Here is a 12,595-nt window from a genome sequence, read left to right as displayed (position 1 = left end):
TTACTGGATGGAGCCTGCCGTCGCAGTCCTGCGGACCTGCGATGACGTGGCCGGACCGCTCAGGGACCGCAGGGCGTTGGCGATGGCCACCACGTCCACGACCTCCTGGGCCAGGGCGCCGAACAGTGCCGGAAGGCCCCCCGTGGAGGCGTAGACCATGAGGCCCACGGAGAGCAGGATCCCGATCCAGATGGATTGGCGGGCCACCCTGACGGTGCGTTGGCCGATCTCCACCGCCGTGGCCGCCACCGAGACGTCGTCGATCATGATCACGACGTCGGCGCTTTCGGAGGCCGCAGTGGCCCCATGGACGCCCATCGCGACCCCGACGTCGGCGGCCGCCAGCACAGGGGCGTCATTGATCCCGTCCCCGACCATCATCACCGGGCGGTGCGGCAAGGCCGCCAGCAGGTCGACCTTCTGCCCCGGGTGCAGCTCGGCCCGGACGTCGGTCAGCCCCACCTGGCGGGCCACGTCCTGCGCCGTCGCGGCGATGTCACCGGTGAGCATCACCCGGTCCTTGACCCCCGCCCGGTCCAGGCGCGCCATCATGCCCGCCGCCTCCTGGCGCAGCGGGTCGCTCATCACCAGCATCCCGACGTGGACGCCGTCGATTCCCAGGTAGACACCGGCTTCGCCGGCTTGGAGGGATCCGGGGGCGAATCCGGAGCTGTGGTCGGCGATCCACCGTGGTTTGCCCACCATCACCCGGTGGCCTTCAACGGTGCCGCTGATCCCTTCGGTCGCCATCTCGGTGGCATCCTCCACCGGGTGCAGGGCCATCCCGCGGGTGCGGGCGGCCGCCGTGACGGCGGGGGCGAAGGCGTGGGTGGAGTAGGCCTCCAGCGAGGCCGCCAGTTCCAGAACCCGATCCGCATCGAGCCCGCCGGTCAGACCCGGGGTGACCGCGATGCGCTTCAGCCGCGGGGTCCCCGTGGTCAGGGTCCCGGTCTTGTCGAAGGCCGCCGTCTTCACCCGGCCCAGCCGTTCCAGGGTTCCGCCGTCCTTCACGATCGCCCCCTCACGGGCCGCCTGGCTCATCCCTCCCATCAAGGCCACCGGGGCGGCGATCAGCAACGGACACGGGGTGGCGACGACCAGGACCTCGGCGAACCGCACCGGATCCCCCGAAAGCCACCAGGCGAGCCCGCCCACCAGATAGGCGAAGAGTGTGAAGGGGACTGCGTACCGGTCGGCCAGGCGCACCAGCGGTGCCCGCGATTCGGCGGCCTGCTGGACCAGGGCCACGATCCGGGCGTATTGCGAGTCGGCCGCCGTGGCGGTGGCGAGCAGCGATACCGCCACCGTGCCGTTCACGGCGCCGGAGGGCACGGGTTCCCCCGCCGCCCGGGTCACCGGCAAGGATTCACCGGTCACCGCGGATTCGTCGAAATCTGCGCTGCCTTCCAGCAGCGTCCCGTCCACCGGAACCACGGTGGAGGGGCGTAACAACACGATGTCACCGGCGGCCACGTCCTCGAGCGGGGTCTCGGAGACGGTGCCGTCGGAGGCAACCAGTTGGGCGGTCCGCGGGACCCGGTCCAACAGTCCGGTCAGTTCCCGCCGTGAACGGTACTGGGCCGCGTCCTCGAGCCCTTCTCCCCCGGTCAGCATCAGGCAGATGACCAAGGCCGCATGGTATTCACCCACGACCACGGTGGCCACGATCGCCGTCAGGGCCAACACGTCGATCCCCCAGTGTCCACGCAGCAGGTCTTTGACCATGTCCACACAGACCGTCGCGGCCACGACCAGGGCGAAGCCGGAGGCGACCAGCCGGGCCGGCCCGTGCAGGCCGCCGATGTTCAGCCCGACGGTCAGCAGTCCGAACCCCACGGTGGCCGCAAAAAGCGGGTACCGCCTCAGGAAACGAAGAATCACCATGCCCTAGTCATAGCCTGTTGTCCCCGGGAGTTCCATGACCCGGGTGGACCCTCGTTTTCGCTGACGCCTGCGGGCCCCGATAAACTCCGGGGGTGACCAGCCAGCAATTCATCGTGACCCTCTCCTGCGCCGACCAGCCGGGCATCGTGCATGCGGTGTCCGGCGCCCTGTTGGAGGCCGGATGCAACATCACCGAATCCCAGCAGTTCGAAAGCCCCGAATCGGGGTCCTTCTTCATGCGCGTCGCCGTTTCCACCGAGGCCGGTCAGGAGCAGGTCCAGTCCCGCTTGGATGCCGTGGCCGCCCGCTTCGCCATGGAGCTCGCCGTCCACGCCGAGGCCCGGCCGCTGCGCACCCTGATCATGTGTTCCACCGCCGGACACGCCTTGAACGACCTGCTGTACCAGCAGCGCGCCGGGTCCCTGCCGATCGAGGTCCCGCTCATCGTCTCCAACCACCGGGACCTGGCCCCGATGGCGGAGTTCTACGGGGTGGATTTCCTGCATCTCCCGGTCACCCCCGCCACCAAGGCCGACGCCGAGGCCCGGCTGTTGGAGCTGGTGGAGCACCATGACATCGAATTGGTGGTGTTGGCCCGGTACATGCAGATCCTCTCGGACGAACTGTGCCGGGGGTTGTCCGGGCGGGCGATCAACATCCACCATTCGTTCCTGCCTTCCTTCAAGGGGGCCAGGCCCTACCACCAGGCCCACGCCCGGGGCGTGAAGATGATCGGGGCGACGGCGCACTTCGTGACCGCGGATCTCGACGAGGGCCCGATCATCGAACAGCAGGTCATCCGGGTCAACCATTCCCAGACCCCCAGCCAGTTCGTGGCCATGGGCCGCAGCGTCGAGGGAAGCACGCTGGCCCAGGCCGTGCAGTGGGCCGCCCAACGGCGGATCCTGCTCGACGGGCGCCGGACCGTGGTCTTCAACTAGCCTTCCGGGGCCCCGGGGTTTGTAGACTCGCCCCATGACACACATCATCACCATCGATTCCCATACCCCGAAGATCGCCTCCTCGGCCTTCACGGCCCCCACGGCCACGCTCAGTGGCGATGTGGAGCTCGGCGAGCGCGCCAGTGCCTTCTACGGGGTGTCCGTGCGCGGGGATTCCGCCCCGATCCGCATCGGCGACGACACCAATCTGCAGGACAACGTGGTCGTCCACGCCGACACCGGCTTCCCCACCACCGTGGGTACCGGCGTCTCCGTCGGCCACTCCGCGGTCATCCACGGCTGCACCATCGGCGACGGCTCCCTGGTGGGCATGAGCGCCACCGTCATGAACGGCGCCCGGATCGGTGAGCAGTCCCTCGTGGCGGCCGGCGCCCTGGTGCTGGAGGGCACCGACGTCCCGCCGCGTTCGTTGGTGGCCGGGGTCCCGGCCAAGGTCCGCCGCGAACTCAGCGACGAGGAGGTCGAGTCGCTGCGCACCAACACCGAGCACTACCTCGTCCTGGCGGGCAAGCACCGCGACGCCAACGCAGGCTGAGCCGGAACGCCCCCGATTGCCGGGCCCCCTGCGTCATGCCAAGCTGGGGGCATGAACCCCCGTTTCCCCACCCCGCCCTGCGCCGCGCCCGACGCCGGATCACCCCTGACCGCCACGGGACGGCCCCTCCGGTGGGGGGTGGTCTCCACGGGGCGCATCGCCGCGACGGTGGTCGGTGATCTCGGCCTGCTCGAGGATGCGACGCTGCACGCCGTCAGTTCCCGCGACGCAGGCCGGGCGGCCGCCTTCGCCGCCGACCACGGTTTCGCCGTCGCCTACGGCCCCCTGGACGGGGTGTCGGGCCACGATCGGCTGTTTGCCGACCCGGCCGTCGACGCGGTCTACATCGCCACCCCTCATGCCCAGCACTTCGCCGTCGCCCTCGCGGCCCTGCAGGCGGGCAAGCATGTCGTGTGCGAGAAGGCGCTGACCATCAATGCCGCCGAAGCCGCCGAGCTGGTGGAACTGGCCAGGTCCCGCGGCCTGTTTCTGATGGAAGCCGTCTGGACCCGGTTCCTGCCGGCCGTCCACCGTGCCCTGGACCTCCTGGAGGCCGGGGCGATCGGGGAAGTCGCCTGGGTCCGGGCCGATCTCGGCTTCCCGGCGGACTACGACAGGACCTGGCGGCTCTTCGACCCCGCAGCCGGTGGTGGGGCCCTGCTGGATCTGGCGGTCTATCCGCTGACCTGGGCGCTCGGGGCCCTGGGCTTCCCCCAGTCGGTCCAGGCGGTGGGGACCCTGAACGACGACGGGATCGACACCCAGGAGTCGTTGACCCTCACCTACGGCTCGGGCGCCCAGGCCCAACTGCTCTGTTCGTTGAACGGCGCAGGACCCCGGGAGGCGGTGATCTCCGGCAGCACCGGTTTCCTGCGCATCACCGGCCCGCTGAACAACCCGCCCTCCTTCGAGGTCCACCCCCTCGACGGTCAGGCCAGGACCGAGAGGTTCGACACGGTGGGCCGGAACTACGTCTATGAACTGCGCGAGGCCACCCGCTGCATCCAACAGGGACTGACCCAGAGCCCGACGATGAGCTGGGAGGATTCGGTGGATACCCTGCGGCTGTTCGACGGGGTCCGCAACCAGTTGGGGGTCAGCTACCTCAACGACCGCGGCCGCTAGGGCCTCCGGCCCCCGCCGGCGTGCAGGCCCGCATCCGTATACAGATGACCAATGCCCCAGTACGCTCAGGCCATGGGAGCAGAAGTCAGGAAGAAGACCTTCACCCGGGCGCAACGCACCCGGTACCGTGAACGCCTGAACGAGAACCTCGAGACCTTCGAGGACTTCCTCTCGAACGGGCATTTCGCCGCCTCGGGGACCATCGGCGTCGAGCTGGAACTGAACCTCGCCAACGAGGACTTCACCCCGGCGATGCGCAACACCGAAGTCCTGGAATCCATCGCCGACGAGGCCTTCCAAACCGAGATCGGTGCCTTCAACATCGAACTGAACCATCCGGCCCTGGACGTCTCGGGTCGCGGGCTGCGCGATCTGGAGGAGGGGCTGCGGGCCCAGCTCAACCATGCCGACGCCCAGGCCGACCAGGTCGGTGCCGATTTGTTGATGACCGGCATCCTGCCCACCCTGCGTCCCGAGCAGTTGCAGGACCCCGACTGGATGAGCACCGGCAAGCGCTACGCCGCCCTGAACACCTCGGTGCTGCAGGCCCGCGGCGAGGACGTGTTGATCGATATCTCCGGCCAGGAACGCCTGAGGTTCTATGCCCCCACGATCGCCCCGGAGGCCGCCTGCACCTCCGTCCAGCTCCACGTCCAACTGAGCCCGGCCGAATTCGCCCCGGCTTGGAACGCGGCCCAGATCATGGCCGGACCCCAGATCGCCTTGGCCGCCAACTCCCCGGTGTTCCTGGAACGGGTGTTGTGGCACGAGACCCGGATCGAATTATTCAAGCAGTCGATCGACACCCGGGCCCCGGAAATGCGGGCCCAGGGGGTACGGCCCCGCGTCTGGTTCGGCGATCGGTGGATCACCTCGATCTTCGACCTCTTCGAAGAGAATGTGCGCTATTTCCCGGCGCTGCTCCCCGAACTGGCTGGACGGCGTCCGCAGAAGACGAAGGCGGGGGCCCCGTATCTGCACGAACTGCGCCTGCATAACGGGACCGTCTACCGCTGGAACCGGCCCATCTACGACCCGGGGGTTCAGAGGCCGAACCTGCGGTTGGAAAACCGGCTGCTGCCCGCCGGTCCCTCCGTGCTGGACACGGTGGCCAATGCGGCGTTCTTCTTCGGGCTGGTCCGCCGGCTGCGCAGGTCCCAACGTCCGTTGTGGTCACGGATGGCCTTCGGCACGGCCACGGAGAACTTCCTGACCTGCGCCCGCGACGGGCTCCATGCCATGGTCTACTGGCCCGGGGTCGGGGAGATCCCGGTGTCCGAGCTCATCGTGCGCCACCTGATCCCGCTGGCCGCCGAGGGATTGGCGGATCTGGGCGTCGAGGATGCCGTGGCCGCGCGGTATCTCGACGTGCTGCGCGAACGGGCCCGCACCGAACAGAACGGGGCCCTCTGGCAGATCCAGGCCCTCGACCGGCTCGAGGCCCGCGGGCTGGACCGCCGCCATGCCCTGCAGGAAATGACCCGGCTGTACTGGGACCACATGCACCATTCGGGCCCGGTCCACGAGTGGCCGCTGCCTTAAGGAACTGCACCCCTCCCCCATTGACGTAACCCTCCATACACAAGCCACTAGTTTTTTAATTCTTGCGTTTACTTATTGACGGCAACAAATCCTTGTTGCAGACTTTTCAGCATGCAAGAAACGAGAGCTGGATCACATGGCGGCCCCAGGAGTCCCGGATCGCAATCCGCATTGCGCCACCTGAACCAGCAACGCCTCATCGATAGCCTGCTCGCCGGCCCCGCAACCCAGGCCGAGCTCTCCCGCCAGACGGGGCTGTCCACGGCCACCGTCTCCAACATCGTGAAGTTCATGCAGGCCTCCGGCCTGGTCGATACCGAACCCACCACCAGTTCGGGACGCCGGGCCCTGAACGTGCGTCTCATCAACGACGGGGCCATCGGTGTCGGCATCGACTTCGGCCGGCGCCACCTGCGGGTGGTCTTCTCCTCGCTGACCTACCAGATCATCGCGGAGAAGACCGTGATCCTGCCGCTCGGGCACCAGGGCGAAGAAGGCATCGCCGCCGCCGCACGGCTCGTGGACGACCTCCTGGCCGAACACGATCTCCAGCGCAGTGCCCTCATCGGTGCCGGCGTGGGCATCCCCGGACCCATCGACCGCCGCAGCGGGACGGTCGCCCAGGGGGCCATCCTGCCCGAATGGGTGGGGCTGAACCTGCAGGAACGCATCGAAGAAGTCCTCGACATCCCGGTCATCGTCGACAACGACGCCAACCTCGGAGCCCTGGCCGAGGTGACGTGGGGTCCGCATAACGGGGTGGATAACCTGGTCTTCATCAAGATCGGTTCGGGCATCGGCGCCGGGTTGATCATCAACGGTTCCCCCTACTACGGCAACATTGGAATCACCGGGGAAATCGGCCATGCGACCGTGCAACAACATGGCTCGATCTGCCGCTGCGGCAACCGCGGTTGCCTGGAAACCGTCGCCTCCACCACCATCATGTCGACCCTGCTGGCCGGGGGCGAGCATCCACCCCACACGGCCGAGGACATCGTCACGCAGGGACGCGCCGGCGGCTCGGCGGTCCTGCGCGTGCTGGACGACGCCGGCATGGCCGTCGGGCAGGAGCTGGGCAACATCGCCAACCTGCTCAACCCCGAAGCCATCGTCGTCGGAGGCCCCCTGGCCGGTCTGGGCGAACTGTTGCTGGACCCGATCCGACGCGGCCTGCACCGCCATGCCGTCCCCATCGTCGGCGAAAGCACGAACGTCGTCATGTCCTCACTGGGTGAACGGGCCGAATCCCTGGGAGCCGCGGCACTGGCCTTCCAGCATGTCGGGATCCGTGCCCCCTGACCCCCGCGGCGGTCCGTGACCGACCAGCACCGAAGAATCCCCTCGACCACCCACTGGAAGGCCCTAGGGCACCATGCACACACCATCTGCCGGACAGCACGCCCCGAACCTGTTGGAAATGCGCTCCATCACCAAGGAGTTCCCGGGCGTCAAGGCCCTGGACACGGTCAACCTCAACGTCCGCGTCGGAGAAATCCACGCGATCTGCGGCGAGAACGGTGCCGGGAAATCGACCCTCATGAAGGTGCTCTCCGGGGTCTACCCGCACGGGACCTACACCGGGGACATCCACTACCAAGGAAAAGTCCAGACCTTCCGCACCATCAATGCCAGCGAAGAGGCCGGCATCGTGATCATCCACCAGGAACTCGCCCTGATCCCCGAGCTGAGCATCATGGAGAACATCTTCCTGGGCAACGAGCCCACCCGCTTCGGGATGATCGACTGGTCCACCGCCCGCCGCTTGTCGCTGGACCTGTTGGCCCGGGTCGGCTTGAACGACGACCCCGACACCCCGATCAAGGAGATCGGGGTCGGCAAGCAGCAACTGGTGGAGATCGCCAAGGCACTGAACAAATCGGTGAAACTGCTCATCCTTGATGAACCGACGGCCGCGTTGAACGAATCCGACTCCCAGCATCTGCTGGATCTGATCCGCGGGCTCAAGGGCAGGGGCATCACCTCGATCATCATTTCCCATAAGCTCAACGAAATCGAACAGGTCGCCGACTCCATCACGATCATCCGCGACGGACGCACCATCGAAAGCCTCGATGTCCAGGCCGACGGCGTCAACGAGGACCGGATCATCAAGGGCATGGTCGGCCGGACCCTGGAGTCGCGCTTCCCCGAGCACGCGGCAGAGCTCGGCGAGACGTTCTTCGAGGTCTCCCACTGGAACGTCGGCCACCCCCAGGTCCAGGACCGGATGGTCTGCAAGGACTCGTCCTTCTTCGTCAGGCGGGGGGAGATCGTCGGTTTCGCCGGGCTCATGGGAGCCGGACGCACCGAATTGGCCCGCTCGGTCTTCGGCCGCTCCTACGGTCGGTACCAATCCGGGACCATCACGATGAACGGCCGCCACCTTGAATTGCGCACCGTCGCCCAGGCCATCCGTGCAGGCCTCGGCTACGTGACCGAGGACCGCAAGACCCTCGGCTTGAACCTGCTCGACGACATCCAGGAGACCACCGTCTCGGCGAACCTGGGCAAGATCAGCAAGCACCAGGTGGTGGACCGGGACCGGGAATTCGAGGTGGCCGAGTACTACCGCAAGGCGCTGCGCATCAAGACCCCCTCGGTGCAGGAAGGGGTTGCCAAGCTCTCCGGCGGCAACCAGCAAAAGGTCGTCCTGGCCAAATGGATGTTCACCGAACCCGACCTGCTCATCCTCGACGAACCCACCCGCGGCATCGACGTGGGAGCCAAGTTCGAGATCTACGGGATCATCCAGCAACTGGCCAGGGCCGGCAAGGGGGTCATCGTCATCTCCTCCGAACTGCCCGAACTACTCGGTCTCTCCGACAGGATCTACACGATCTTCGAGGGAGCCATCACCGGGGTCATGGACCGCGAGGACGCCACCCCCGAGCACCTCATGCGCCTGATGACCTCGGCGCGCCAACCTGCCTGAGCCTTCCGGCCGGCACCTCCCCCACCCGCACCCGCGAACCTAGGAACCGATAATGAACGCGATCAAGCAGCTCTTTGGCGGAAACACCCGTCAATTCGGCATGATCTTTGCCCTGGTGGCCCTGGTGGTCTTCTTCCAGATCATGACCGACGGGGTCACCCTGACCTCGGGCAACCTGATGAACCTACTCAATGGCAATGCCTACATCCTCATCCTGGCCATCGGCATGGTGCTGGTCATCATCGCCGGGCACATCGACCTCTCGGTGGGCTCGATCGCCGCCTTCGTCGGCGTCACCGTGGCCCTGGCCATCCGCGACTGGGGGCTGCCCGCCTGGGCCGGCATCCTCCTGGGTCTGGCCCTGGGCGTGGTGATCGGAGCCTGGCAGGGCTTCTGGGTCGCCTATGTCGGGATCCCCGCGTTCATCGTGACCCTGGCGGGCATGATGCTCTTCCGCGGACTGAACCAGTTCGTGGGCAAATCCAACACGATCCCGGTCCCGGAGGACTTCCAGTACATCGGTGCCGGCTACCTCAGGGAGGTCGGACCCAATACCGGCTACAACAACCTCACCCTCCTGCTCGGCCTGGCCACCGTCGCCCTGGTGGTCATCATGTCGCTGCGCGGCCGTGCCAAGGCCCTGCGGCTGGGCGCCCTGGTCCCGCCGCTGTGGGTCCAGCTCACCAAACTGACCCTGATCAGCGCCGCCATCCTCTACGCCACCTATCTCTTTGCCACCGGCCGACCGGGGACCTCGCTGCCGATTCCGGGAATCATCCTCATCGGCCTGGTGATCATCTACGGCTTCATTTCCTCGCGCACGGTCTTCGGCCGCCATATCTACGCCGTCGGTGGCAACCGCCACGCCGCCGAGCTCTCCGGCGTCCGCTCCAAGAAGGTCAACTTCCTGGTCATGATGAACATGGCAGTCCTCGCCGGGTTGGCCGGCATGATCTTCGTGGCCCGTTCCACCGCCTCGGGGCCCTCCGATGGCAACATGTGGGAGCTCGACGCGATCGCCGCGGTCTTCATCGGCGGCGCCGCCGTCACCGGCGGCGTCGGCACCGTGGTCGGTTCGATCATCGGCGGCCTGGTGATGGCCGTGCTGAACAACGGCCTGCAGCTGCTCGGCGTCGGGGCCGATGCCACCCAGATCATCAAGGGCCTGGTGCTGCTGGCAGCCGTCGCCTTCGATGTCTACAACAAATCCCAGGGCAAACCCTCCATCACGGGTCTGTTGACCCGGGGGCTGTCCTCCCGCAACCGTCCCGCGGACGAAGGGATCCCCTCCACCCCGGATAAGATCCCGACCTCTGTCTGACACCTTCCATCCGGCTCCACCCGCACCACCAGAAAGAGAAACCAATGAAGATCATGGGCAAAGCAACCAAGTTCGCCGCGGTCACGGCGATCGCCGCGCTGGCACTGACCGGTTGCGGCCGGCAGGATGCCGGGGCCGCCGCCGACGCGGACGGTGCTTCAGGATTCGACGAGGGCGCCACCATCGGTGTCGCCCTGCCGCAGAAGACCAGTGAGAACTGGGTCCTGGCGGAGAACCTATTCAATAAGGACCTCAAGGACAAGGGTTTCAAACCCGACGTGCAGTTCGCCAACAGCGGCGTCGCCGAACAGCAGAACCAGATCAACGCCATGATCTCCAAGGGCGCGAAGGTCATCATCGTCGGGGCCATCGACGGAGCCCAGTTGGGCAACCAGCTCAAGGCCGCCAAGGAGGCCGGGGCCACCATCATCGCCTACGACCGGCTGCTGCTGAACACCCAGGACGTCGACTACTACGTCGCCTACGACAACTTCAAGGTCGGCCAGCTCCAGGGCCAGGCCCTGCTGGACGGGTTGAAGGAGAAGAAGGGCAAGGCCCCGTACAACATCGAGCTGCTCGCCGGCTCCCCCGACGATGCCAACGCCCAGGTCTTCTTCGACGGCGCCATGGACGTGCTGAAGCCGGCCATCAAGGACAAGACCGTCAAGGTGGCCTCGGGGCAGCAGAAGTTCGAGCAGGCGGTGACCCAGGGGTGGAAGGCGGAAAACGCGCAGAAGCGCATGGACACCCTGCTCACCGGCACCTACACCGGTTCCAAGTCCCTCGACGGGGTCCTCTCCCCCAATGACACCCTGGCCCGCGCCGCCCTGACCTCGGTCAAGGCAGCAGGCAAGGACGTCCCGGTCGTCACCGGGCAGGACTCCGAGGTCGAGTCGGTGAAGTCCATCATGAAGGGCGTGCAGTACTCCACCATCAACAAGGACACCCGTGCCCTGGTGGAGCATTCGGTCACCATGGTCCAGGACCTGCAGGAGGGCAAGGACGTCGAAGTCAACGACCCCGACTCCTACGACAACGGGACCAAGGTCGTTCCGGCCTACCTGCTCAAGCCGCAGATCGTCACCCAGGAGAACGTCAAGGAAGCCTATGTCAACGATCCGGTGCTGGGCCCGCTGACGAAGTAGCGACCCCGCCTCCGGCGGCAAGGGAGGACGACGACGGAACCCGTCGTCGTCCTCCCTTCGTAGTCCCAGGGGGCCGGTGGAGTCCTACTGCGGCCGCGCGCTGCTGCGCCGCCAGATCGCCGCCAGGATCGCTCCCGAGACGTTGTGCCAGACGGAGAACACGGCGCCGGGCAGGGCGGCCTCGGGCGCGAAATAGGTCTTGGCCAGCCCGGCGGCCAGCCCCGAGTTCTGCATTCCGACCTCGATGGCCATGGTCCTGCGGGAGGGGATCGGCAATCCGAAGATCCGGGCGGCCCCGTAGCCGACCAGGTAGCCCAGCCCGTTGTGCAGGATGACCGCTGCCAGGATGAGCAGCCCGGCGCTGAAGATGGCCTCGGCGCTGCCTGCGACGACGGCGATGACCACGAAGGTGATGGCCAGGACCGAGACCCAGGGCAGTGCCGGCAGGATGGCGGCCACCAGCGCCGGGGCGACGGTGCGCACGATCAGGCCCAGCACCACCGGGATCAAGACGATCTGCACGATCGACACGGCCATCGACCCGGCCGCGACGGGCAGGTACTGTCCGGCCAGCCAGAGGGTCAGCAGCGGGGTGAAGATCGGGGCGAGCAACGTCGACACGCTGGTCATCGTCACCGACAGGGCGACATCGCCCTTGGCGAGATAGGTGACCACGTTCGACGACGTCCCTCCCGGGGCGCAACCCACCAGGATGACCCCTGCCGCCAGGGCCGGCGGCAGCCCCAGCAGGCTGGCGACCCCCAGCCCGAGCAGCGGCATGATCACATATTGGGCGATGACTCCCAGCAGCACCGGCAAGGGTTGGCGCACCACCAGGGAGAAGTCGGGCAGGGTCAGGGTCAGGCCCATGCCGAACATGATGAGCATCAGCCCCGGGTTGATCAGCGGCGCCAGCGAGGTGAAGGGGGCCGGGAAGAACAAGGCCACCGCCCCGCCCGCGAGAATCAGGAGCGGGAACAGCGTCACGGCCACCCGGGCGCTGCGTTCCTCGCCGGGGTTCGTCCCGCCCCGGGGTTCGGTCGTCACCGTCGACGGCGCCTCTGGCCCGCCGGGTCCTTCAGGAGTGCTTGGCATGGAAACCATGGTTTCAAACCCGGGCCCGGGGCCGATAATTGTGACTTGGGG

Annotated in this window: 10 protein-coding genes; 8 read left to right on the top strand and 2 right to left on the bottom strand. The window is 67.1% G+C overall.

The window, feature by feature from the left end; genetic code table 11:
- Positions 1-1,884, bottom strand: a complete 1,884-nt coding sequence (locus tag ACT3UE_RS03755) for a heavy metal translocating P-type ATPase (RefSeq protein ID WP_444554286.1) — start codon at positions 1,882-1,884, stop codon at positions 1-3.
- Positions 1,885-1,976: 92 nt separating this feature from the next.
- On the opposite strand from ACT3UE_RS03755, the gene purU reads away from it, so the two are divergent.
- From purU to ACT3UE_RS03715, 8 genes are all read left to right on the top strand, one after another.
- On the top strand, positions 1,977-2,825 hold the full coding sequence (purU, locus tag ACT3UE_RS03750; protein WP_444554287.1) for a formyltetrahydrofolate deformylase: 849 nt from the start codon (positions 1,977-1,979) through the stop codon (positions 2,823-2,825).
- Between the two features lie 34 nt (positions 2,826-2,859).
- A complete protein-coding gene (locus ACT3UE_RS03745; RefSeq protein WP_444554288.1) occupies positions 2,860-3,381 on the top strand; it encodes a gamma carbonic anhydrase family protein in 522 nt (173 codons plus the stop codon).
- A gap of 51 nt (positions 3,382-3,432) precedes the next feature.
- Positions 3,433-4,506 (top strand): Gfo/Idh/MocA family protein, encoded by a 1,074-nt coding sequence (locus ACT3UE_RS03740; protein ID WP_444554289.1) that lies wholly within the window; start codon positions 3,433-3,435, stop codon positions 4,504-4,506.
- A 51-nt stretch (positions 4,507-4,557) separates the two neighbouring features.
- Positions 4,558-6,048, top strand: coding sequence for a glutamate--cysteine ligase (locus tag ACT3UE_RS03735; protein WP_444554290.1), 1,491 nt, complete (start codon positions 4,558-4,560; stop codon positions 6,046-6,048).
- Between the two features lie 111 nt (positions 6,049-6,159).
- Positions 6,160-7,350, top strand: coding sequence for an ROK family transcriptional regulator (locus tag ACT3UE_RS03730; RefSeq protein ID WP_444554291.1), 1,191 nt, complete (start codon positions 6,160-6,162; stop codon positions 7,348-7,350).
- 73 nt (positions 7,351-7,423) lie between these two features.
- A complete protein-coding gene (gene mmsA, locus ACT3UE_RS03725; RefSeq protein WP_444554292.1) occupies positions 7,424-8,983 on the top strand; it encodes a multiple monosaccharide ABC transporter ATP-binding protein in 1,560 nt (519 codons plus the stop codon).
- Between the two features lie 52 nt (positions 8,984-9,035).
- Positions 9,036-10,304, top strand: a complete 1,269-nt coding sequence (gene mmsB / locus ACT3UE_RS03720) for a multiple monosaccharide ABC transporter permease (RefSeq protein WP_444554293.1) — start codon at positions 9,036-9,038, stop codon at positions 10,302-10,304.
- Between the two features lie 44 nt (positions 10,305-10,348).
- On the top strand, positions 10,349-11,449 hold the full coding sequence (locus ACT3UE_RS03715; RefSeq protein WP_444554294.1) for a substrate-binding domain-containing protein: 1,101 nt from the start codon (positions 10,349-10,351) through the stop codon (positions 11,447-11,449).
- Positions 11,450-11,533: 84 nt separating this feature from the next.
- Here ACT3UE_RS03715 and ACT3UE_RS03710 read toward each other — a convergent pair whose 3' ends face one another.
- Positions 11,534-12,544: a bile acid:sodium symporter family protein gene (locus ACT3UE_RS03710; RefSeq protein WP_444554295.1), complete on the bottom strand. Its 1,011-nt coding sequence runs from the start codon at positions 12,542-12,544 to the stop codon at positions 11,534-11,536.
- Positions 12,545-12,595: the final 51 nt, after the last annotated feature.

Origin of the sequence: Arthrobacter sp. 179, from assembly GCF_052379645.1 — a bacterium.
Taxonomy (GTDB): domain Bacteria; phylum Actinomycetota; class Actinomycetes; order Actinomycetales; family Micrococcaceae; genus Arthrobacter_H.
Note: the sequence above shows the minus strand (reverse complement) of the source record. Positions and strands in the feature narration are given on the sequence as shown.

Coding starts and splice junctions, on each gene's coding strand:
- ACT3UE_RS03755 (WP_444554286.1), bottom strand. CDS start 1,884: ATGGTGATTCTTCGTTTCCTGAGGCGGTACCCGCTTTTTGCGGCCACC.
- ACT3UE_RS03745 (WP_444554288.1), top strand. CDS start 2,860: ATGACACACATCATCACCATCGATTCCCATACCCCGAAGATCGCCTCC.
- ACT3UE_RS03740 (WP_444554289.1), top strand. CDS start 3,433: ATGAACCCCCGTTTCCCCACCCCGCCCTGCGCCGCGCCCGACGCCGGA.
- ACT3UE_RS03735 (WP_444554290.1), top strand. CDS start 4,558: ATGCCCCAGTACGCTCAGGCCATGGGAGCAGAAGTCAGGAAGAAGACC.
- ACT3UE_RS03730 (WP_444554291.1), top strand. CDS start 6,160: ATGCAAGAAACGAGAGCTGGATCACATGGCGGCCCCAGGAGTCCCGGA.
- mmsA (WP_444554292.1), top strand. CDS start 7,424: ATGCACACACCATCTGCCGGACAGCACGCCCCGAACCTGTTGGAAATG.
- mmsB (WP_444554293.1), top strand. CDS start 9,036: ATGAACGCGATCAAGCAGCTCTTTGGCGGAAACACCCGTCAATTCGGC.
- ACT3UE_RS03715 (WP_444554294.1), top strand. CDS start 10,349: ATGAAGATCATGGGCAAAGCAACCAAGTTCGCCGCGGTCACGGCGATC.
- ACT3UE_RS03710 (WP_444554295.1), bottom strand. CDS start 12,544: ATGCCAAGCACTCCTGAAGGACCCGGCGGGCCAGAGGCGCCGTCGACG.